The following is a 20,458-nucleotide window of genomic DNA, read 5'->3' as shown; positions in this document are numbered from 1 at the left end:
CGGCCCCCGCGTTGCTACCGTGCCCGGACAGCGCGCAGATCGGGGGCCGGTGATGGCGGCGGAACACGTTCCGGGTGGAGTGCGGGCGAGCTGGCTCGTGGTGGACGCCGAGACGGCGGAAGTCCTGCGGCGGCACGAAGAACGGCACCGCTTCCGCTCCGCGTCGCTGGTGAAACCGCTCATCGCGCTCGACCACCTGCGGCGCGGCGGCGAACCGTCCGCGGCCGACCGCGCGCTGCTGGAACCGATGCTGCGCTCCAGCGACGACGACGCGGCGAGCGAGCTGTGGGACCGCGGCGGCCGGGAGCGGATCGTGCACCGGACCGTCGCCGAGATCGGCCTCACCGGGACCGAACCGCCGCGCGATCCGGACATGTGGGGCTACGTGGTGCTCACCGCCGCCGACGTCGTGCTCTCGCTCCGGCACCTGCGGACCGCGGGAGCGGCGGGCGAGTTCGTGCTGGAGCAGCTGCGGCACTTCACCCGGCACGGCACCGACGGCTTCGATCAGACCTTCGGGCTCCCCGCGTCGGGAGCCGACGTGGACGCGCTCAAGCAGGGCTGGTCCGGGTTCGGCCTCGGTCCGAACGAGAAGCCCGCCGAGCCGGCGGCCGAGCGCCGCGCCATCCCGGACGAGCGGATCGACCTGGAACGCCCGGCGATGCACACCAGCGGCCTGGTGCGCCGCGGGGATCGGCTGCTCGTCGTCGCGGTGTGCACGCTGCACCCGGCCGGAACCGGGTGGGACACCGCGGCGGGAACGATCACCGAGCTGGTCCGCTCGATCCTCGACTGACCGCTCCTCCCGTCGCACCAGGGGGATCGACCGGTCCGCGAGAGCGGTGATGCCCGGCGGAGAGAGGGGGAGTACTCCGCCGGACATCCCGCGAGGTGTGACCGCCGGTCGGACCGGAACGGCCGCGGCGACCGCGCAGCCGAACCACACCGAGAGCGAATCTAGCCGCGCAGCCGGGAAAAACGCCGGGCGCAACAACCAAGATCGCACTTTCGAGTGGAAGATCCCGCCGGTTCAGCGCGCGGCCGGCCCGATCTCGTCCTGGGCGGGCGCGGCGGCCACGGCGCGGGGTTCGGCGCGGTCCTCGGCGGACTTCGCGGCGACCTCCTCCTCGCTGACCCGCTCGCCGCCGCGGCGGCGGAAGAACTGGAAGCCGGGGATGCCGACGATGGCCCGGCGCACGTCGTGGGTGACTTCGAGCAGCTCGTGGATCTCGGGGCCCACCTTGTCCAAGGTGCGCAGGATCGGCAGCACGTCGGAGAGCACGTGCTCGGTGAGCACCGGGAGTTCGTCGACCAGGCGGATCGCCGCGTCGACCTCCTTCTGCGAGAGCTCGTCGACGAACAGCTGCGCCATCGGGGCCGCTTTGCGCGCGACCGGCTCGTAGGCGGCGAGGAGTTCGTCGGCGACCGCCGCGGTCCGCTGCACGTCGCTGACGGTGCTCGCGGCGGTGGCGCTGACGGCGCCCGCGGACTCGACGATCGTCTGCGCCTCGGCGGAGATGGCGCCGGCCGCTTCGACGGTCCGTCCCGCCGCGGCGGCCACGACCTTGGCCTCGCGCAGGACCTCTTCGACCTCGTCGACGGTGCGGCTGGTGCGGGCGAGGATCTCCTCGGCCCCGTCGACGACGGTGTTCACCCTGGCCAGCAGGGCCTCGACGCCGTCCACCAAGCCCAGCACCCGAGCGGGAGCGGCGGCGACGGTGGTCGCGGACTCCACCGCCCGACCGACCGTGGAGCGGGCCATTCCGAGTACGTCGCCGGGAGTGGGGATGCGGATCAACATGTCACCACTGTGCACGTGCCCGCACCTCGTCGACCACGGTGCGGGTCGGAACGAGGTGCGGGCACGGTGCGAATCGGGACGAAACCGGTCAGCCGGTCACGGCGGCGTGGCCGGCCACCGCCACCGGGCTCGGCGCGGCGGGCAGCTCGGCCGGCGATACCTGCTCGGGGGCGCTCGGCGCGGGCGCCGGAGCGGGAGCCGGGCCGGGGCCGGGCTCGCCCGGGCCGGGGCCACCGGGGCCGGGCCAGTCGGGGCCGCCGCCGCCGCAGTCGTCGTCGCAGCCGCCGCAGTCGTCGTCGTCGCAGCCGCCGCCGTGGCCGGGCTTCTCCGGCTTCTCGTGCCCCGGCTTCTCGGGCTTCTCGTGGTCCGGCTTGTGCGACGGGTGGTCCCCGACCGGCGCGTTGGTGCAGTCACCGCTCTGCGGCGACAGGATGTTGACCACCGCACCGACGACCGCCACGTTGTTGCCGCACAGCTGGATCGGAACGAGGCTCACGTCGTTGTCGTTGCCGACGTTGATCCCGTCGTTGTCCGCGCTGTCGGCGAACGCCGGAGCGCCTGCGAGCAACAAACCAGCGGTCGCCGTGATGACACCGGCGAAGCGTGCTTTTTTGTGCACTGTCGCACTTCCTTCGTTTCGATTTCCGGGATTTCTGTGGTGGCCGGCTTTTCCCGTGGCCCGGTTCCGGCCGGCCGGTCGCGCCAGGACCTCGTTCGCCCTGCCGCCTTCCCGCCGCGTTCCGCTCCGCTGTTCGCGAGTGCTCTAGTGCAGCAGCACGAGTGTTCCCAGCGGGAGTGTGCTCAGCAGCCGTAATGCGTCCGGTGGCACTCGCACGCACCCGTCGCTGGCTGCCTCGCCGAACACGGCCGGATCCGGCCAGCCGTGCAGTGCGACCGTTCCCGGTCCGCCTCCGTAGCTGTTGAACGTTTCGGAATGCGTACCGAGCGGAAGGATGATGGGGCTGAACTTGGTGACCGTTTCCTCGATCGCGGCCATCAGGTAGGTCCGGCCGCGCGGGGTGGGGGAGTCGGAGGAACCGACGCCGACGGTCCAGCTGCCGACGTTCCGGTCGCCCTCCCACACCACGAGCCGACGCGCGTCGACGTCCACGTCGACGTGGTAAGGCGTGCGGGCCTGCGTGATCGGGGCGCCGTCGATGCGGATCCAGCCGGTGCTGCTGTTCGGCCGGGACGGCAGCAGGACCTGCCCCCAGCCGCCCTGCCGAGCGATCAGCGGCACCCAGGTCGGGTTGCCGAGCTGGGTGGCGGGCAGCCGCGCGAACGGGGCTCCGCCGGGGGCGTCGTGCACGGCCACGTCTTGCTCGACCCGCAGCACGACCCCGTCGGTCCCGACCTGCGGCGCGGGGTCGGCGGCGGCGCCGTCGAGGTCGCCGAAGGTGCTGGCCTCGGGGAGCCCGGTGAGGTCGACCCGGGCGGCTTGTCCGGCCGGTGCGGGGGCGGCGTGATCCGCGGCCGGAGCAGGTGGCAGCGCACCGCCCCCGCAACCGGTGAGCAACGCCGCGAGGCCACCGGCGAGCAGCGAGGATCGCGCGCGGCCGAGCGCCCGGCGGCGTGCCGGGGCGCTCGGGGCGGATCGCGTTCGCGCAGTCATGGCTCGTCCTCGGTTCCTGGCCCGGCGATGCCGGGTGCGGCGATGCGGTGAGGGAATGCCGAAAGGCATTCGGGAGGTTTCTTGCCGATCGGGGAGGCGCCGGATCGCCGGTACCGCCGATCAGGTGCCGGGCGGACGCTAACCCACCGCGTGGATCGCTCCAAACGGAAAGGTACGCGCGTGCGTGGCAGTGCCGTCCCGCGGAATTCGTTGCTGAGCAGCGAAAACCGGCGTTTCCGGTGGATCTGTCGGAAACGCCGAGAATCGGTTGCCCCACCATCGGGTAGATAAGTTCACTACTTCGAGTGACCCGTTTCGAGGGATTCGCGTGGTGCCGAACTGCCGCCGGACGAGCTCGAACGGCGAGTACCCGGTCCGGCTCGTGATCAGCGTCCTCCCGTATCCGCCGGACCGCCACCGCACGAGGGCGCGCGGTTCCAACCCCGAGGTGCCGCCCGCCGCGGGATCGCGGTGCGGCGGCGACCACGATCTTCCGCCGGGCCGCCGGGCGCGGTGCGGGCGCGAGTCGGTTCTGCCGGGCCCGTACCGCTGTCTCCTCCGGCGCGGAATCGTGGCCGTGGAACGCAACGATCCCCGTCCGGAAGACGGGGATCGTTGCTGTGCGGCGGGGGGAACGGGGTCAGTCCACCCAGGGGCCGTGCTGGACCTCGACCTGGCTCGGGCCTTCGGGGTCCGACTCGTGGACCGGCTTGCAGTAGATGGCGTAGTAGTCGTCGGGGGTGTTGGGGTCGTTCTTCATCTGCTTGACCTTGTCCAGGCAGGCGTCCCCGGTGGGGTAGACCGTCGGAAGGGTCTCCAGCTGCTCGGGTCCCGCGGATGCCGCGCCGGTTCCCAGCAGGGAAACGCCTGCACCGGCCACGCAGAGAGCCGCTGTCGCCAGAGCCTTGCCGAATCGCATATGAACTCCTCTTCGAGGTAAGGGTGGGGAGCGAACGCGTCGCTGGAACCGACGCTATTCGCGGGGGAGCGCGCCGGGGCCCGATCAGCCGCGCAGTCCGGGTAACCCCTCGGCGGCCGTCCGAGGCGCCACCGCGGGTGACGGGGAGTACGAGCCGCGCCGATGCCCGGAATGCCGCACACGGGACGAATCCCGGAACGCTGAAGACCTGCTCAGGTGCGGCAGCGGAGCATTCGAGATCACCGGTCCGCCTCGGACGCGCTCGCATTCGCACCGTGCCGTTCCACGGCCGGAGGTGCCGATTCCGCGGTCCGGCCGGGGAATCGCGAGATCAGCGTTGCCGCGACCGCGGCGGCCACCGCGGCACCGACGGAATTGTTGAGGAAGTCCTGCGTCTCGCACACCCCTCGGTTCGTGGCCACCTGCAGCAACTCGATCGCCGCGCTGAGCCCGATCGCCGAAACGAGCACCACCAGCGGCTTGCGCGTGGCGAGGACGGCGAAGAACACCAGCGGCACGAACAGCAGCACGTTCGACAACTCGTTGCCGCCGGCCATCGAGAATCCGTTCAGCTGGCAGAACGGTTCCTCGACCACCCGCACTCCGGGCATCGACGCGTAGTCCGGCCGGGTGCGGGAGAGGGTCGCGCCAGCACCACGCCGAGGCTGGCCCCGGCGAGCACCGACGGCACCGGACGCCATCCCCACCGGCGCGCCGCCATCAGTCCCGCGGTGCTCAGCAACGCGAGCCCCACCAGCGTTCCGATGAGGATGAGCGGGTTGGACAACGCGCCCACGACGGACCAGAAAACCGAATTCACTCCGTACAGCACAACGGCATCTCCCATTCGGGGTCGACTGCATGCCCGAGTGAAATTAGCGGCGGAATAAGACGATCCGGATCAGCCGCGAAGCCGGTGGTCCCGGGCCGAACGGCCGATTCAGCGGCACCGCGGCCCGCCGATCGGCCAGTGCGGCAGCGGACGCCGCCGGATCCCGCGGAAGGTGCGAAGGGGACGCGGAGCCGCGGCGCGGGCGGCAGGACGCGAAAGAGCCCGGCGGGGAATTCCTCGCCGGGCTCCACTGGTTCCCGTTGCGGAAGCGGGGGGATTCGAACCCCCGGTCCCTCTCGGGACGCTCGCTTTCAAGGCGAGTGCATTCGGCCGCTCTGCCACGCTTCCAGGGCCGGAGCCTAGCCCGCTGGGACGGTTCGGGGGACAGCGGGGAGGGGCTGCGCTCAGGCGTCCGGGCGGTCGTGCAGGCGGGTGCGGAGGCGTTCGAAGACGGCGGCGAGGACCTGCTTCTCGGCGGGTTCCAGGAGGTCGATGAAGTGCTCGCGGACGCCTGCGACGTGGGTGGGGGCCGCGGTGCGCAGGACTTCGAGGCCGCGGTCGGTGAGGACGGCTAGGACGCCGCGGCCGTCTTCGAGGCAGTCGTTGCGGCGCACCAGGTCGGCGTTCTCCAGCCTGCGGATCTGGTGCGAGATGCGGCTCTTCGAGTGCGCCACGTCGCGGGCCAGTTCGCTCATCCGCTGCTGCCGTCCGGGCTGTTCGGAGAGCCGCACCAGGATCTCGTAGTCGGCGATGGACAGGTTGTGCGCGGCCTGCAGCTCCCGGTTCAGCCGGTGCTCCAGCAGCGCGCTGCCCTCGATGTACGAGCGCCACGCGACCATCTCGTCGTCGTCGAGCCAGCGGACCTGCTCTTCGCTCCCATCGATCACGCCCACCAGGTTAGTCCGCGCCGGGTGATCACCGGGGCGGATCGGCGGGACGGGCCGCCGGGCTCCCACCGCGGACCGCCTGCGCCGAACGGGTGCGACGGCCCGGTGGCGGTGGCGGAACCGGGGTGGGCGGACGGGGGAGTCCGGGTGCCGCTGCGGGCTTCCCGAGTGCACCGGACGGGCGGATTCGGGAAGCCCGCGGCCGACCTCGGAACGCACCGGGCGGCCCACCCGGTCCGGGCGGGCCGCTCGGCCGCGTCGATCAGCGGACCGCGTGCTCCCCGAGCCGGGGGAGCGGTGCGGCGGCGGTGCGCTGGGCGGTGCGGCCCTGCGCGCCGTTGACGCCCGCGGTGCTCTGCGCGTACCGGCCGATGGTGTCGGCCAGCGCCTTGGAGTTCCGCTCCAGCGCCACCCGGTCCACGTTGGACAGGTCGTCCTGCGGGGTGTGGTAGTTCGGGTCGAAGGTCTGCCCGGCGGTGCCGCCCCACTTCGCGGCCTGCTCCTCGGTCTTCGTGCCGTCGCCACCGGTGAACAGCCCGCCCGCGGGGATGCCGTTCGCGATGAACTCGCCGTAGTCCGAGCGCCCGTCGAAGTCGGTGCCCTCGGCCTCGACGCCCTGTTCGGCCAGCGCCGCCACCAGGTCCCGCTCGATGGCGGCGGAACCGTGCGGGCCGGGGCCCGCGCCGACGCCGTCCGAGTCGTCGCCGTCGTAGGCGAAGTACCCGGCGTTCGGGGAGCCGATCATGTCGAAGTTCAGGTACAGCGCGATGTCCAGCTGCTGCTCGAATCCGAGGCCCTGCACGTACTTCGTCGACCCGACGAGACCGGATTCCTCCGCGCCCCAGAACGCGAAGCGCACCGCGTTCTCCGCGCCCGGGTTGCCGCCGAGGGCTTCCGCGGTGGCCAGCAGCCCGGCGGTGCCGCTGCCGTTGTCGTTGATGCCCGCGCCTTCGGGGACGCTGTCCAGGTGCGCCCCGGCGACCACCACGTTGTCGGTGCGGCCGCTGCGGGTCTGGGCGAGGACGTTGCGGGTGGTGATGTCCTCCAGCCGCGACTGCACGTCCAGGTGCACCTGCGCGCCGGCCTGCTCGGCGAGCCGCTGCCCGGTGGCGAGGTCGACGCCCGCGCTGGGGATCCGGGCGTCGGCCGGGTCGCCCAGGGTGCCGTTCAGCGGGCCTTCGACGTTGTTGTAGACGATCGTGCCCGCGGCGCCGAGTTCCGCGGCGACCAGCTGCTTCTCCGCGAACGTGCAGGAACCGCGCTGGACCAGCACCACCGAGCCCGCCACGTCCGCCGGGTAGTCGGTGGCTTCGCAGCCGGGCGTGTCGTCGACCGCGGCGACGGTCAGCGGTGCGGTGATCCCGCCCTGCGGCGTCGCGGGGGAGTACTCCAGCGCGCCGCCCTCGACCGGGGCGCCCGCCACGTCCAGCGCGAACGAGTCGAGGAAGAACGCCTGGTAGTCGAATTCCGGTGTGGTGACGTCGAAACCGGCCGCGCGCAGCTTGCCCGCCACGTAGTCCACGCTGGCCTCGTAGCCCGGCAGTCCGGACGCGCGGTTCCCGTCGTGCGTGTCGGCGATGCGCTGCAGCGCGACCAGGTGCCGGTGCACCGCGTCCACCTCGACCCGGTCGCCCAGGTCGGTGGTGGCGGCGGAAGCGGGAACGGCGGCGAGCAGCATCGCGGCGAAGGTGGCGAACGCGGCGGTCGCGCGGCGACCGGGTTTCACAGCACTCATGTTCTGTTCGGCTCCCCAAGGTGAGTTCGTGACGATCAGCTTCGACAGCTCCCCCGACGGAGTCAAGAATGTCCGGATGATGGTCCTGGCGGGCGGTTTTCCCGATATTGCCGGAACGCGTCCAGGTACTACCGTCGGCACCATGCATGCCATCGCGATCCGTGAACCCGGGAATCCGGAAGTGCTGGAGTGGACCGAACAGCCCGATCCGCGGCCCGCTCCCGGCGAAGTGCTCGTCGAGGTCGCCGCGGCCGGGGTGAACCGGGCGGACCTGTCGCAGCGGCAGGGGAACTACCCGCCGCCGAAGGGTGCCAGCGAGGTCCTCGGCCTGGAGTGCTCCGGCACCATCGCCGAGCTCGGCGAGGGCGTCACCGGCTGGCAGGTCGGCGACCAGGTGTGCGCGCTGCTGTCCGGTGGCGGCTACGCCGAACGCGTCGCGGTGCCCGCCGCGCAGCTGCTGCCGGTGCCGGACGGCGTCGACCTCCTCGACGCGGCCGGGCTGGTGGAGGTCGCGTGCACGGTGTGGTCGAACGTGGTCATGGAAGGCGGTCTCGCCGAGGGGAAGCTGCTGCTCGTGCACGGCGGTTCCGGCGGCATCGGCACCAGCGCCATCCAGATCGGCCGGGCGCTGGGCGCACGGGTCGCCGCGACCGCGGGCGCGCCGGAGAGCATCGAGTTCTGCCGGCGGCTCGGCGCCGACCCGGTGATCAGCTACCGGGACGAGGACTTCGTGGAGGTGGTGAAGGGCCTCGGCGGGGCGGACGTGGTGCTGGACAACATGGGCGCCGCCTACCTGGACCGGAATCTCTCGGCGCTCGCCCCGGACGGGCACCTCGCCGTGATCGGCATGCAGGGCGGCCGCAAGGCCGAGCTGGACCTGGGCAAGATGCTGGTGAAGCGGCTGCACATCTCGGTGCTGGGTTTGCGCGGGCGGCCGGTGGACGGCCCGACGGGGAAGGCGGCCATCGTCGCCGACGTGCGGGAGAAGCTGTGGCCGCTGGTCGCCGCCGGGAAGGTGCTGCCGATCGTGCACGACCGCATCCCGCTGCCGGAGGCGGCGCGCGCGCACGCGCTGCTCGAAGCGGGCGGCGTGCACGGCAAGATCCTGCTCGTCCGGCCCTGACCAGGTGAGTGGCCCATTCGCCCAGTCCCGCTGGGCCGGTGGGCCACTCAGCAGGCGCTCCCCGCCCGTCCTCGACCCCCGCAGGTCCTTCATCGGTTTCCTGTCAGCGGCGCAGCCGCTGAGCCAACGACCACCCAAGCAACGGGACCACCCGGGGGTTCTCAGCGTCCTCCTCGCGAGGACAGCGTTTTCTCATGTGGCGGAGCCACCTGTGAAAACGATCCCGCAGCGAGGAGGACGCTGAGGTTCCGCCACCCCAGTGCTACGCACAACGAGTGGGAAGACCGAGCTCAACTGAGAGCGGCGACCGCGCGCAGGAGTTGGTCGACCTCGTAGGTGTTCGTGTAGTGGGTGAGCCCGACGCGCACCGCGCCGCCGACCTCGCCGACGCCGAGCACGGCGAACACCCCGTGCGTGCCCGGGTCGGCGAACGCGCAGACGCCCTGCTCGGCGAGGTGCTCGATCGCGTCGACCGCCTTCACCCCGTTGACGGTGAACGCCATCGACGGCACCCGGCGCATCGCGTCCCCGATGATCATCACGTTCCGCAGCCTGCGCAGCCCGCCGGTCAGGTTCGCCAGCAGCCCCGCCTGGTAGGCCTTCACCGAGCTCAGCGAGGTCAGCAGCCGCTCCCGGCGCGGTCCCGCGGCGGCGTCGTCCAGCCCGGCCAGGTAGTCCACGGACGACACCAGACCGGCCAGCAGCGGGTAGGCGTGCGGCCCCAGCTCCAGCCGGTCCGGCCCGCGCCAGCCGGGTTCCAGCGCCGCCGACGGCAGCTGGTCGATCATCGCCGGGTCGCGGAACACCAGGGCGCCGACCGGCGGCCCGCCCCACGCGGAGGCGTTCAGCGCGAGCACGTCGGCGCCCATCGCGGTGATGTCCAGCGGCAGGAACGGTGCGGCGGCCGAGGCGTCGACGACCACGAGCGCGTCGTGCGCGGCGGCGATCTCGGCGATCTGGCGCACGTCCGGGCGGGTGCCGACGGCGCCGGAGGCGGCGGTGACCGCGACGACCTTGGTGCGCTCGTCGATCAGGTCCTGGTACTGCCAGGCGGGCAGCTCGCAGGTCTCGATGTCCACCTCGGCCCACCGCACCTGGGTCCCGGAGCGCTGCGCGGCCCGCTGCCAGCACACCACGTTGGAGGGGTGGTCGAGCCGGGACACCACGACGTCGTCGCCGATCATCCAGCCGTCGCCGAGCCCGTCGGCGAGCCGTTGCAGCAGCACGGCGGAGTTCGGCCCGAGCACCACCCCTGCGGGGTCGGCACCCACGAGATCGGCCAGTGCGCGACGGGCTGCGTCCACGATGGCCTCGGCGCGCTGCGACGCGGGGAAGATCCCGCCAGGCCCGGAGACGGGGGCGCGCAACGCGGTGGACACCGCGGTCGCGACCTGCTCGGGAACCTGCATGCCCGCCGGGGCGTCCAGGTGCACCCACCCGTCACCGAGCGCGGGGAACAGCCCGCGAACTGCAGCGACGTCGAACGCCATGGTCATACCGTACGGAGCGGGCCGGGGCGCACCGCCGCCGGGTGGTCCGATCCAGCCTGCCACGTGCACCCGGCGCGGCCGGACGCGTCAGGATGGTGGGCATGAACCAGAACGAGCAGGACCAGCAGCGCGAGATCTTCGTGGTGGGCGAGGGCACCCCGCTCGGCTCGGGCGCCGACCCGTCCGCCGAGGCGGTGGGCGAGCGGGAGAACGTCGGCGAGCTCGTCGAGCAGCCCGCGAAGGTGATGCGCATCGGCACCATGATCAAGCAGTTGCTGGAGGAGGTGCGGGCCGCGCCGCTGGACGAGGCGAGCCGCAGCAGGCTCAAGGAGATCCACCAGTCCTCCATCCGCGAGCTGGAGGAGGGCCTGGCGCCGGAGCTGATCGAGGAACTGGACCGGCTGTCGCTCCCGTTCGCCCAGGAGACCACCCCCTCCGAGTCGGAGCTGCGCATCGCGCAGGCCCAGCTCGTGGGCTGGCTGGAAGGCCTGTTCCACGGCTTGCAGACGGCGTTGTTCGCGCAGCAGATGGCCGCGCGGGCGCAGCTGGAGCAGATGCGGCGCGGCCTGCCCGCGGGTGGCGCGGGCGAGGGCGAGCCGGCCTCGCACCCGAGGGGAACCGGCCAGTACCTCTGAACGGACGATGACCGGAGGGTGTCCGGTATGCCGAGAGTGATCGCGGCAGCGATGCCCTGTACTCGGTCGGGTGTGGCCTGTGGGTACTCTGACGCACCGTGCAGGCCACAAGCACGCAAGAGCGCCCTCCGGCCCCGCCCGAGACGTCCGCACGGACTTGGCGCAAGGCGTTCCACGACATCGCGCAAGGTTTCCAGCAGCAGCAGCTCTGGGCTCATCTGGGCTGGCAGGACATCAAGCAGCGCTACCGCCGCTCGGTGATCGGCCCGCTCTGGATCACCATCGGCATGGGCATGACGGCGACCGCGCTCGGTCTGCTGTACTCCCAGCTGTTCGACCAGGACATCAAGACGTTCCTGCCGTACCTGACGGTCGGCTTCATCGTCTGGAACTTCATCCTGGGCTGCCTGACCGAGGGCACCGAGGTCTTCATCTCCAACGAAGGCCTGATGAAGCAGCTGCCGGCCCCGTTGAGCGTGCACGTGCTCCGGCTGGTCTGGCGCCAGGCGCTGCTGTTCGCCCACAACATGGTCGTCTACCTGGTGGTCCTCGCGATCTTCCAGATGCCGATCGGGTGGAGCGTGCTGCTGGTCTTCCCGGCGTTCCTGCTGCTCATGATCAACGGCGCGTGGGTGGCGCTGCTGTTCGGCGTCATCGCGACGCGGTTCCGCGACATCCCGCCGGTGATCAACAGCCTCACCACGCTGCTGTTCTTCATGACCCCGATCGTGTGGGACGCGAAGATCCTGGAGGAGAAGGGCGTCGGCTGGCGGGCGAACCTCGCCGAGATCAACCCGCTCTACCACTACATCCAGATCATGCGCGACCCGCTGATCGGTGGCGACGAGAAGTTCTACCACTGGGGCATCGTGCTCGGCTGCACCGTCGTCGGCTGGCTGCTGGCGCTGGTCGTGCTGCGCAACTACCGCGCTCGCGTCACCTACTGGATCTGATCGGGGGTTCTGCACATGGTCAGCATCGACGTCTGGAATGCCGCGGTCGACTTCCCGATCTTCGACGCCAAGTCCCGCTCGCTGAAGAAGGCGGCGCTGGGACGGGCCGGCGGCAAGATCGGCACGGAGAGCCGGGTTCCGATCATCGAGGCCCTGCACGACATCGACCTCTCGCTGCGGCACGGCGACCGGGTCGCGCTGGTCGGGCACAACGGCGCGGGCAAGTCCACGCTGCTGCGCCTGCTGTCCGGCATCTACGAGCCCACCCGGGGCAGCGCCCGCGTGGTGGGCAAGGTCGCGCCGGTCTTCGACCTCGGCGTCGGCATGGACCCGGAGATCTCCGGGTACGAGAACATCATCATCCGCGGTCTGTTCCTCGGCATGAACCGCAAGCAGATGGAAAAGCGGATGGACGACATCGCCGAGTTCACCGAACTCGGCGACTACCTCGGCATGCCGCTGCGCACCTACTCCACCGGCATGCGGGTGCGGCTGGCGCTGGGCGTGGTCACGTCCATCGACCCGGAGATCCTCATCCTCGACGAGGGCATCGGGGCCGTGGACACCGAATTCCTGGACAAGGCGCGGGACCGGCTCAACGACCTGGTCAAGCGTTCCGGGATCCTGGTGTTCGCCTCGCACTCGGACGAGTTCCTGATGGAGCTGTGCACCACCGGGCTCTGGATGGAGAAGGGCGGCATCCGGGAGCACGGCTCGCTGCGCAGCGTCCTGACGTCCTACAAGGGCAAGGACCCGTTCGAGAACCTCAGCCCGGAAACCCTGGCGCGGATCGGCGAGTCCGCCCTGATCGAGAGCGACAAGGCACCATGAGCACCGACTCCGCCGAGCAGCCGCAACTGCCCGCCGACTCCGTCGTCGCGGTGATCGTCACCAGGCATCGCCGCGAGCTGCTCGCGGAGTCGCTCAAGGTGATCGCCACCCAGACCCGGGTGCCGGACCACCTGGTCGTCGTGGACAACGGTCCCGACCAGCCCGCGCGGCAGGTCGTCGAGGACTGCCCGATCCCGTCGACGTACCTGCCCTCGCAGCGCAACCTCGGCGGTGCCGGTGGTTTCGCGCTGGGCATGCTGCACGCGCTGGCGCTCGGCGCGGAGTGGGTGTGGCTCGGCGACGACGACGGCAGGCCCGCCGACGACCACGCGCTGTCGACGCTGCTGGAGGTGGCGCGCACCCGGAAGCTCGCCGCCGTCTCGCCGGTCGTGGTGAACATCGACCACCCGGAGAAGCTGGCGTTCCCGCTGCGCCGCGGCCTCACCTGGAAGCGGCACCCGGAGGAGCTCGGCGCTCCCGGCGGCGATGCCGACTTCCTGCCGGGCATCGCGTCGTTCTTCAACGGCGCCCTGTTCCGCGCGGCCACGCTGGACGTGGTGGGCGTGCCGGACTACCGGCTGTTCTTCCGCGGGGACGAGGTGGAGCTGCACCGCCGCGTGGTGCGCTCGGGCCTGCCGTTCGGCACCTCGTTGAAGACGCGGTTCGTGCACCCGGACGGGTCGGACGAGTTCAAGCCGATGCTCGGCGGCCGGTTCCACGCGCAGGACCCGTCGGACGCGAACAAGCGCTACTACACCTACCGGAACCGCGGCTACCTGCTGTCGCAGCCGGGGATGCGCAAGATCGGGATGCTGGAGGTGCTCCGGTTCGGGCTGTACTTCGTCGGCCACCGCCGGGACCCGAAGGCGTTCCGGGAATGGCTGCGGCTGGTCCGGCAGGGGCGCCGGGAGCAGTTCTTCCGCCGCTGATCGGGGCTGCGCGCGTTCCGTCGTTCGGTGGAACGTGAATCTTTCTAGCGTATTTGCCGCTTGAGTGGCCATCGCGGTAGAAGTATGCTGTGGTCAACACGAGGCTGAAGACGGCGAAGTTACTCCATCGAATCAGGCGAGCCGTCCGGGAGAACCCGGCCGCTCGGGAGCGCGGAGTGCGGCTCGTGGAGTCGCCGCAGCGCGGCAAGGGTTCGCACCGGCTCTTCCTCCTCTGCGACGAGGACGATCGCGAACTGGTCAGGTTCGTGCTTCCCGGGCATCAGCGCGAGGTCTCCTGGACGGTGCTCCGGAGCATCGAAGGGCGCTTGGCGCCACTGCTCGGCGAGAAGTGGATGGAGGAGCGATGAGCGGCGTTCAACGAAATCACTACACCGTCGACGTGGCGCGCGAGGACGACCTCTGGGTCGCCGCGGTGCGGGAGCTCGACGGCGGGGTCACCGACGTCGAGCGGTTCGACGACCTGGACGTGGAGGTCCGGGACATGGTCCGGCTGCTGGTCGACGTGCCCGAGGACTCCTTCGACCTCTCCTGGCACTACCGCCAGGGCGACGTCGAGTACACCCGCCCGGTCGAGGAGCTGGTCCACTGGCGCGAGCAGTCCCGGCGGGCCGCGGAGAACGCCGAACGCGCCCGCCTGGAGATCATCACGACGCTGCGGGCGGCGGGGCTGAGCCAGCGCGTCATCGCCGAGGTGATCGGCACCTCGCACCAGCGCGTGGCGCAGCTGCTGGCGGAGGCGTCCTGAGCGTCCCCGGTGTCCGGGTCACCGGGCGGTCACCGGGGGATCACGGGACGCTGAGAGCGGCCTGAGAATCACTCGATCGGTACTGCTCATGGGGTCGGCGGAGATCTCGATTCCGGCCGCACCGAACGCGCCGGACGTCCCCGGACCAGCGACTACTATTCTCCTGGCGTGCTTAAGGGGCAGGAAGACAGCAGTCGCAAGGACGACCCATCGGAGTCGTCCGAGGATCGACCGGCGGACTCTCCGGCACGCCCGGCGGCGAACGGGCGGGACCCGTCCGCGAAGCAGCTGAGGTGGTTCGCCTCCGTGCTCGGACTGCTCGGCGCGGTCCTGGCCCTCGCGGTGCCCTTCCTTCCGGTCGAGCACGACGTCAACACGCTGCGATGGCCCACCGCCGAGGGCACCGAGTCGGTGTCCGCGCCGCTGGTGAGCTTCGAACCGCTGTGGATGGACGCGACCGTGCCGTGCGCCTCGGTGCGCAGCCTCGACGCGCGCACCCAGGGCCCGGCGAACCTGCTGAGCACGAACCCGCCGGACTCCGACTACGGCAACCTCACCGGGATGACCCTGCAGGTCGACAACGGCCAGGTGACGCTGCTGTCGAAGGGGCAGCAGATCAGCACGATGCCGCTGCCGCCGGGGGACTGCGCCATCGAGGTGCGCTCGGACGCGATCGGCACCAAGGTCGAGCTCGGTGACGAGAAGCTGGCCAACATGCGCGGCGACCAGCGCCCGCAGCTCACCGGCATCTTCTCCGACCTGGACGCGAACGTCGACGACATCCGGGGCCTGTCCTTCGAGGCCCGCATCGACAACCGCTACGAGAGCAGCGCGACCCCGATCAAGATCGCGGTGATCGTGCTGGCGCTGGCGTCGTTCGTCGGCTCGGTGGTGTGCCTGCGCCGCCTGGACGTGCGGGCGGGCCGGCGGCCGCCGCGGTGGGCGCCGCTGGGCTGGTGGAAGCCGACGCTGCGCGACCTCGCCGTGTTCGGGTCGCTGGTCGTCTGGTGGATCGCGGGGGCGATGACCTCCGACGACGGCTACATCCTCACCATCGCGCGGGCGCGGGAGAGCGCCGGCTACATCAGCAACTACTACCGCTGGTTCGCGGTGCCGGAGGCGCCGTTCGGCTGGTTCTACGAGCTGTACTCGATGTGGGTGCAGGTGTCCACGGCGACGCCGTGGGTGCGGTTGCCCGCGCTGCTGATGGGTTCGGTCAGCTGGATGCTGATCAGCCGCGAGGTGCTGCCGCGGCTCGGGCAGCAGGTGCGGCGCAGCAACGCGGCGGGCTGGGCCGCGGCCGCGGTGTTCCTGGCGTTCTGGCTGCCCTACAACAACGGGCTGCGCGCCGAGCCGGTGATCGCGCTGTTCTCGCTGCTGGCGCTGTGCGCGGTGGAGCGGGCGGTGGCCACCGGCCGGTTGATGCCCGCCGCGCTCGGCCTGGTCGTCGCGGCGCTGGCACTCGGCGCCGGGCCGCACGGGCTGGTGGCGGTGCTGCCGTACGTGGCGGCGCTGAAGCCGCTGCTGCGGCTGGTGCGGCAGCGCGCCAAGGACTACGGCTGGTTGCCGGTGCTGGCGCCGATCGCGGCCTGCGGGTTCGTGATCCTCACGGCGGTGTTCGCGGACCAGACGTGGGGTTCGGTCATGGACGCCACCGAGCTGCGCACCGAGCTCGGGCCGAGCGAGGACTGGTACCAGGAGCTCAACCGCTACAACCTGCTGTTCAGCCCCACCCCGGACGGTTCGCTGGTGCGCCGGTTCCCGGTGCTGCTGGTGATGCTGTGCCTGGCGACCTGCGCGGTGATGCTGCTGCGCCGGGGCCGCATCCGCGGTGCCGCACTCGGCCCGAGCCGCCGCCTGCTGGCGGTCGCCGCGCTGTCCTTCGTCGCGCTGGCCCTGACCCCCACCAAGTGGTCCCACCACTTCGGGATCTTCGCGGCGGTCGGCGGCGCGCTGGCGGCGTTGACCGCGCTGGCGACGAGCAGCACGGTGCTGCGGTCGCGGCGGAACCGGGCGGCGTTCTTCGCCGGTCTGATGGTGATCTGCGCGTTCGCCGCGACCGGCCCCAACGCCTGGTGGTACGTGTCCGGCTGGGGCGTGCCGTGGTTCGACAAGCCGCCGTCGATCAAGGGGCACGACGCGAGCACGCTGCTGCTGGGCCTCGCCGCCGTCGCCGGCATCGTCGCGTTCGTCGAACACCTGCGGCTGGACGAGAAGAACCCGAAGCTCGTGGAGCTCCCGGACAAGACCGGGATGGAGAAGCGCAGCCGCGCCCTGCGGCTGGGCACCGCCCCGCTGGCGATCATCTGCGCGCTGCTCGTGCTGGGCGAACTGGCGACCTTCGGCAAGGTCATCCAGAAGCAGGCGGGCAGCTACAGCCTCGGCATGGACAACATCAAGCAGCTGGCCGGTTCCAGCTGCGGCCTGTCCGACTACGTGTACGTGGAGACCGATCCGAAGGCGGGCATGCTGCCGGTGTCCGGGCAGCAGCCGGGCTCGCCGGCCCCGGACTTCGAGGTGCCCAAGCGCGCCAAGGACGAGGAGGACGCCCGCCAGTACCTGGGCGCCAAGATGGACGGCTTCCGCCGCCCCGGCCTGCCCGTCGGGGACGGTTCGGACCCGGAGGAGCCGGACTGGCGCCCGCCGTACCAGTTCGGCGACGACACCGCCCCGGTGTGGGGCAGCTACGACGAGGCGGGCACCGGCACCGGAGAGCTGCGCACCCAGTGGTACGACCTGCCGGAGCGCGCGGCGACCGGCGAGGTCCCGGTGGTGCTGAGCCTGGCCGGTTCGGAGTCCGGGGCGAACGCGCTGGTCCTCGAATTCGGCCGGGACACCCCGCAGGGCTTCGAGTTGATGCACCGGCAGTTCGTCGGCCAGGGCCCCGGACCGTCGTGGCGGGACTACCGCTACACCGTCGGTGGGGACGCCGAGGGCGCCACCAAGATGCGGGTCGTCGCGATCGACCAGGCGGTGTCCCCGAACGGCTGGCTGGCGGTGAGCGCACCGCGCGCGCCGCAGCTGTCGAACATGACCGACGTCGTCGGCGACGCCCCCACGTTCGTGGAGTGGACGGCGGCGCTGGTGCACCCGTGCCTGAAGATCTCCGGGATCAGCGGCGGCGTCGCCGAGATGCCGCGGTTCCGGGTGTCGGCGGGTGCCGAGGTCCGCGACATCGGCGCGGGCTGGTCCTCGCCGGACGCGGGCGGTCCGTTCGGCTGGATGAACGTGAGCTCCAGCGTGCGGGAGCTGCCGACCTACATGCGCGGGGACCTGAACCGGGACTGGGGTTCGCTGTACGAGGTGGACCCGTACGAGCCGGACGCGCTGCCCGCGCAGGCGGCGATGGAGGTGCACTCCGAGACGCACTCCGGGCTGTGGTCGCCGGGGCCGCTGACCAAGACGGTCCAGCTGCCGGGCGACGTGCCCAGCTCGGACGACCGCAACGACGTCAAGCAGCTCGGCGGTGACGACGACCAGCAGTGAGGAGCCCGTCCGGAACGGCCCGCGGGTCGTTCCGGCGGCCCCCGAGCGATGACGGCCCGCCCCGCCGATTTCCGGTGGGGCGGGCCGTTCCCGTGTCCGCCGAGGGTGAAAAAGGCCTGGTGGCGCGTCCGCTCAGGGTGAAAGCACCTGTCGCCGGGGCCGGCGCGGTGGTGCGCTGGGGGCATGAGCGAGAAACGACCGGGACTGGTCCTGCACCTGGCTGGCGTGTCCCAGCCCCTGCACATCGCGTTGGACGCGACCGAGGCCGAGACGCTGGACGGGCGCTTGGCGGAACTGATGGGCTCCGGCGGCACGACGCTGCTGACGACGGCGGACGGCGGCAAGTTCGCGGTGAACTTCGCGCACGTCGCCACGGCGCACGTGGAGAGCACGCGTTCGGACAGCAACGCCTACGGGGCGCCGAACCGGCCCGCCGGGTTCAGCCGCTGACGGGCCGGTGCCGGGTCAGTCGCGGAAGACGACCCACTTCAGCATCACGAAGTTGATCAGCGTGCCGAGGCCCTGGGCGATCACCCAGAACAGCCCGAACTGCCACGCCTCGCGCGCCTCGAAGATCCGGCACAGCAGCTCGTTCGAGCCCATGTTCACGAAGAACGTCGTCGTGTAGACGATCGCGAACGCCCCGGCCTTGGCCGTGGAGTTGCCGGTGCTCGCCCCGCTGAAGGTGAACTTCCGGTTGATCAGGTACGACGCCGTGGTGCCGAGGATGAAGGAGATCGACTTCGACAACCAGGTCGGCCAGCCCAGCACGCCCAGCAGCACCGAGTAGGTGCCCGCGTCGATCAGCGCGCAGAACCCGCCGATGGCCACGAAGCGGAAGAGTTGCTGGAACAGCCCGAGCTTCTTGATCTCGGCGTCTGCACCGGATTCGGCCACGGCCACTGGTTCACCCCAAGTGTCGGCAACGAGCGTCGGTACGGCGGGCCCGGAGGCGGACGACCACAAGTCGCCCCGAAAAGTGTAGCGGCGAAGCTCTGCACCGACGGGGACACCTGTGCTAGGCCGCCGCTACCCGCCCGTACCCGGGGTCGGGGCGCGGATAGACTCGGCTGGGTGGGATCGGTACAGCACGAACACGCGACCAGCCAGCGGTTGACCGGCTGGGGGCGCACGGCGCCGACCTCGGCCCAGGTCGTGAGCACCCCGGACGTCGACGTGATCGCGAGAGCGGTCCGCGAAGCCGGTGCGCGCGGCGTCATCGCCCGCGGCCTCGGCCGCAGCTACGGAGACCCGTCGCAGAACGCGGGCGGCACCGTCATCGACATGACCGCGCTGAACCGCGTGCACCAGGTGGACGCGGACGAGGCGACGGTCGTGGTGGACGCCGGTGTCTCGCTGGACGTGCTGATGCGCCGCCTGCTGCCGTACGGCCTGTGGATCCCGGTGCTGCCGGGCACCCGCCAGGTCACCGTCGGCGGCGCCATCGGTTCCGACATCCACGGCAAGAACCACCACTCGCAAGGTTCGTTCGGCAGCCACGTGCTGTCGCTGGACCTGCTCACCGCCGACGGCTCGGTGCGCACCCTGTCGCCGCAGGGCGCCGGTTCCGAGCTGTTCTGGGCGACGGTCGGCGGCATGGGGCTGACCGGGATCATCCTGAAGGCGACCATCCGGCTCAAGCGCGTCGAAACGGCGTACTTCCTGGTCGACAACGTGCAGACGAAGAACCTCGACGAGCTGATCGAGCACTTCACCGACGGCTCCGACGGCAACTACATCTACTCCGTGGCCTGGTTCGACTCGCTGGCGCGTGGCGAGAAGCTGGGCCGCGCCCTGCTGACCAGGGGGAACTCCGCGAAGCTGGAGGACCTGCCGAAGAAGCTGCGCAAGGACCCGTTGAAGTTCAACGCCCCGCAGCTGATGACCGCTCCGCCGATCTTCCCGAACGGGCTGGTGAACAAGTACACGATCACCGCCTTCAACGAGGTCTGGTACCGCAAGGCGCCGACGAAGTTCGGGGCCGTGCAGAACATCACCCAGTTCTTCCACCCGCTCGACCTGGTCGGCGAGTGGAACCGGGTGTACGGGCCGAACGGGTTCCTCCAGTACCAGTTCATGGTGCCGTTCGGCCAGGAGGACATGTTCCGCCGGTCCATCGACAAGATCAGCGCGAGCGGGCACGTGTCGTTCCTGAACGTGCTCAAGACCTTCGGCGAGGGCAACGAGGCCCCGATGTCGTTCCCCGGCGAGGGCTGGACGCTGACCGTCGACATCCCCATCTCGCCGGGCCTGGACCGGCTGTGCCGGGAGCTCGACGAGCTGGTGCTCGACGCGGGCGGGCGGCTCTACCTCGCCAAGGAGTCGCGGACGACGGCGGAGATGATCGAGCGGATGTACCCGCGCATCCACGAGTGGCGCAAGATCCGCGCCTCGGTCGACCCCGAGGGCGTGTTCCATTCCGACCTGTCCCGGAGGTTGAGCCTGTGACCGCAGCGTTG

At 71.1% G+C, this 20,458-nt stretch carries 20 protein-coding genes and 1 tRNA gene; 11 read left to right on the top strand and 10 right to left on the bottom strand.

Going from position 1 to position 20,458, the window contains the following annotated elements:
• Positions 1 to 52 precede the first annotated feature (52 nt).
• The gene (locus LCD31_RS08735) at positions 53 to 796 is read left to right on the top strand and encodes a hypothetical protein (protein WP_224957171.1); all 744 of its coding nucleotides are present in this window, start codon (positions 53 to 55) and stop codon (positions 794 to 796) included.
• Between the two features lie 234 nt (positions 797 to 1,030).
• On the opposite strand, the gene LCD31_RS08730 is transcribed toward LCD31_RS08735, so the two are convergent.
• The 8 genes from LCD31_RS08730 to LCD31_RS08695 all read right to left on the bottom strand — a co-directional run bounded on the left by LCD31_RS08730 (position 1,031) and on the right by LCD31_RS08695 (position 7,786).
• Complete coding sequence (locus LCD31_RS08730) at positions 1,031 to 1,801, bottom strand: hypothetical protein (protein WP_224957170.1); 771 nt, start codon at positions 1,799 to 1,801, stop codon at positions 1,031 to 1,033.
• Positions 1,802 to 1,889: 88 nt separating this feature from the next.
• Positions 1,890 to 2,420, bottom strand: a complete 531-nt coding sequence (locus LCD31_RS08725) for a chaplin family protein (RefSeq protein WP_224957168.1) — start codon at positions 2,418 to 2,420, stop codon at positions 1,890 to 1,892.
• Between the two features lie 144 nt (positions 2,421 to 2,564).
• Positions 2,565 to 3,413, bottom strand: a complete 849-nt coding sequence (locus LCD31_RS08720; RefSeq protein ID WP_224957167.1) for a L,D-transpeptidase — start codon at positions 3,411 to 3,413, stop codon at positions 2,565 to 2,567.
• 640 nt (positions 3,414 to 4,053) lie between these two features.
• Positions 4,054 to 4,293: a hypothetical protein gene (locus LCD31_RS08715; RefSeq protein WP_224957166.1), complete on the bottom strand. Its 240-nt coding sequence runs from the start codon at positions 4,291 to 4,293 to the stop codon at positions 4,054 to 4,056.
• A 278-nt stretch (positions 4,294 to 4,571) separates the two neighbouring features.
• Entirely contained in the window at positions 4,572 to 4,943 is a 372-nt protein-coding gene (locus LCD31_RS08710; protein ID WP_224957165.1) for a VanZ family protein, read from the bottom strand.
• 484 nt (positions 4,944 to 5,427) lie between these two features.
• Positions 5,428 to 5,512 (bottom strand) — tRNA-Ser (locus tag LCD31_RS08705).
• A gap of 56 nt (positions 5,513 to 5,568) precedes the next feature.
• Positions 5,569 to 6,003 (bottom strand): MarR family transcriptional regulator, encoded by a 435-nt coding sequence (locus LCD31_RS08700; protein ID WP_255614547.1) that lies wholly within the window; start codon positions 6,001 to 6,003, stop codon positions 5,569 to 5,571.
• Between the two features lie 310 nt (positions 6,004 to 6,313).
• Positions 6,314 to 7,786 (bottom strand): M28 family peptidase, encoded by a 1,473-nt coding sequence (locus tag LCD31_RS08695; RefSeq protein ID WP_224957163.1) that lies wholly within the window; start codon positions 7,784 to 7,786, stop codon positions 6,314 to 6,316.
• A gap of 142 nt (positions 7,787 to 7,928) precedes the next feature.
• On the opposite strand from LCD31_RS08695, the gene LCD31_RS08690 reads away from it, so the two are divergent.
• The gene (locus LCD31_RS08690) at positions 7,929 to 8,909 is read left to right on the top strand and encodes an NAD(P)H-quinone oxidoreductase (protein WP_224957162.1); all 981 of its coding nucleotides are present in this window, start codon (positions 7,929 to 7,931) and stop codon (positions 8,907 to 8,909) included.
• Between the two features lie 290 nt (positions 8,910 to 9,199).
• Here the strand turns inward: LCD31_RS08690 and LCD31_RS08685 are convergent, their stop codons facing one another.
• Positions 9,200 to 10,399, bottom strand: coding sequence for a cysteine desulfurase-like protein (locus tag LCD31_RS08685; protein WP_224957161.1), 1,200 nt, complete (start codon positions 10,397 to 10,399; stop codon positions 9,200 to 9,202).
• Positions 10,400 to 10,500: 101 nt separating this feature from the next.
• Between LCD31_RS08685 and LCD31_RS08680 the strand changes: the two genes are divergently transcribed.
• The 8 genes from LCD31_RS08680 (at position 10,501) to LCD31_RS08645 (ending at position 18,449) form a co-directional block, all read left to right on the top strand.
• Positions 10,501 to 11,034, top strand: coding sequence for a bacterial proteasome activator family protein (locus LCD31_RS08680; protein ID WP_224957159.1), 534 nt, complete (start codon positions 10,501 to 10,503; stop codon positions 11,032 to 11,034).
• Between the two features lie 98 nt (positions 11,035 to 11,132).
• On the top strand, positions 11,133 to 11,987 hold the full coding sequence (locus tag LCD31_RS08675; protein ID WP_224957158.1) for an ABC transporter permease: 855 nt from the start codon (positions 11,133 to 11,135) through the stop codon (positions 11,985 to 11,987).
• Between the two features lie 15 nt (positions 11,988 to 12,002).
• Entirely contained in the window at positions 12,003 to 12,818 is an 816-nt protein-coding gene (locus LCD31_RS08670) for an ABC transporter ATP-binding protein (protein WP_224957157.1), read from the top strand.
• Complete coding sequence (locus tag LCD31_RS08665) at positions 12,815 to 13,747, top strand: glycosyltransferase (RefSeq protein WP_224957156.1); 933 nt, start codon at positions 12,815 to 12,817, stop codon at positions 13,745 to 13,747. The genes LCD31_RS08670 and LCD31_RS08665 overlap by 4 nt, the downstream gene beginning before the upstream one ends.
• Before the next feature lie 176 nt (positions 13,748 to 13,923).
• Positions 13,924 to 14,115 (top strand): hypothetical protein, encoded by a 192-nt coding sequence (locus LCD31_RS08660; RefSeq protein ID WP_224957155.1) that lies wholly within the window; start codon positions 13,924 to 13,926, stop codon positions 14,113 to 14,115.
• Positions 14,112 to 14,513, top strand: coding sequence for a MerR (locus tag LCD31_RS08655; RefSeq protein WP_224957154.1), 402 nt, complete (start codon positions 14,112 to 14,114; stop codon positions 14,511 to 14,513). Before LCD31_RS08660 ends, LCD31_RS08655 begins: the two co-directional genes overlap by 4 nt.
• 168 nt (positions 14,514 to 14,681) lie before the next feature.
• A complete protein-coding gene (locus LCD31_RS08650) occupies positions 14,682 to 17,999 on the top strand; it encodes an arabinosyltransferase domain-containing protein (RefSeq protein ID WP_224957153.1) in 3,318 nt (1,105 codons plus the stop codon).
• A 183-nt stretch (positions 18,000 to 18,182) separates the two neighbouring features.
• Complete coding sequence (locus tag LCD31_RS08645) at positions 18,183 to 18,449, top strand: hypothetical protein (protein WP_224957152.1); 267 nt, start codon at positions 18,183 to 18,185, stop codon at positions 18,447 to 18,449.
• A gap of 15 nt (positions 18,450 to 18,464) precedes the next feature.
• On the opposite strand, the gene LCD31_RS08640 is transcribed toward LCD31_RS08645, so the two are convergent.
• Positions 18,465 to 18,902 carry a GtrA family protein gene (locus LCD31_RS08640; RefSeq protein ID WP_224957151.1) on the bottom strand — a complete coding sequence of 146 codons (438 nt, stop codon included), beginning with the start codon at positions 18,900 to 18,902 and terminating at the stop codon, positions 18,465 to 18,467.
• A 171-nt stretch (positions 18,903 to 19,073) separates the two neighbouring features.
• On the opposite strand from LCD31_RS08640, the gene LCD31_RS08635 reads away from it, so the two are divergent.
• On the top strand, positions 19,074 to 20,447 hold the full coding sequence (locus LCD31_RS08635) for an FAD-binding oxidoreductase (protein ID WP_224957149.1): 1,374 nt from the start codon (positions 19,074 to 19,076) through the stop codon (positions 20,445 to 20,447).
• Positions 20,448 to 20,458 lie beyond the last annotated feature (11 nt).

Source organism: Saccharopolyspora sp. 6M, assembly GCF_020176775.1.
In the GTDB taxonomy this organism is placed as follows: Bacteria; Actinomycetota; Actinomycetes; order Mycobacteriales; family Pseudonocardiaceae; genus Saccharopolyspora_C; species Saccharopolyspora_C gregorii.
The sequence above is the reverse complement of the archived record's forward strand: the minus strand, read 5'-3'. Positions and strand labels throughout refer to the sequence as shown.

What these genes read in the sequence shown, in the direction of transcription:
- LCD31_RS08735 (WP_224957171.1), top strand. Translation starts at nt 53, where the DNA reads ATGGCGGCGGAACACGTTCCGGGTGGAGTGCGGGCGAGCTGGCTCGTG.
- LCD31_RS08730 (WP_224957170.1), bottom strand. Translation starts at nt 1,801, where the DNA reads ATGTTGATCCGCATCCCCACTCCCGGCGACGTACTCGGAATGGCCCGC.
- LCD31_RS08720 (WP_224957167.1), bottom strand. Translation starts at nt 3,413, where the DNA reads ATGACTGCGCGAACGCGATCCGCCCCGAGCGCCCCGGCACGCCGCCGG.
- LCD31_RS08710 (WP_224957165.1), bottom strand. Translation starts at nt 4,943, where the DNA reads ATGCCCGGAGTGCGGGTGGTCGAGGAACCGTTCTGCCAGCTGAACGGA.
- LCD31_RS08700 (WP_255614547.1), bottom strand. Translation starts at nt 6,003, where the DNA reads ATGGTCGCGTGGCGCTCGTACATCGAGGGCAGCGCGCTGCTGGAGCAC.
- LCD31_RS08695 (WP_224957163.1), bottom strand. Translation starts at nt 7,786, where the DNA reads ATGAGTGCTGTGAAACCCGGTCGCCGCGCGACCGCCGCGTTCGCCACC.
- LCD31_RS08690 (WP_224957162.1), top strand. Translation starts at nt 7,929, where the DNA reads ATGCATGCCATCGCGATCCGTGAACCCGGGAATCCGGAAGTGCTGGAG.
- LCD31_RS08685 (WP_224957161.1), bottom strand. Translation starts at nt 10,399, where the DNA reads ATGGCGTTCGACGTCGCTGCAGTTCGCGGGCTGTTCCCCGCGCTCGGT.
- LCD31_RS08680 (WP_224957159.1), top strand. Translation starts at nt 10,501, where the DNA reads ATGAACCAGAACGAGCAGGACCAGCAGCGCGAGATCTTCGTGGTGGGC.
- LCD31_RS08670 (WP_224957157.1), top strand. Translation starts at nt 12,003, where the DNA reads ATGGTCAGCATCGACGTCTGGAATGCCGCGGTCGACTTCCCGATCTTC.
- LCD31_RS08665 (WP_224957156.1), top strand. Translation starts at nt 12,815, where the DNA reads ATGAGCACCGACTCCGCCGAGCAGCCGCAACTGCCCGCCGACTCCGTC.
- LCD31_RS08655 (WP_224957154.1), top strand. Translation starts at nt 14,112, where the DNA reads ATGAGCGGCGTTCAACGAAATCACTACACCGTCGACGTGGCGCGCGAG.
- LCD31_RS08645 (WP_224957152.1), top strand. Translation starts at nt 18,183, where the DNA reads ATGAGCGAGAAACGACCGGGACTGGTCCTGCACCTGGCTGGCGTGTCC.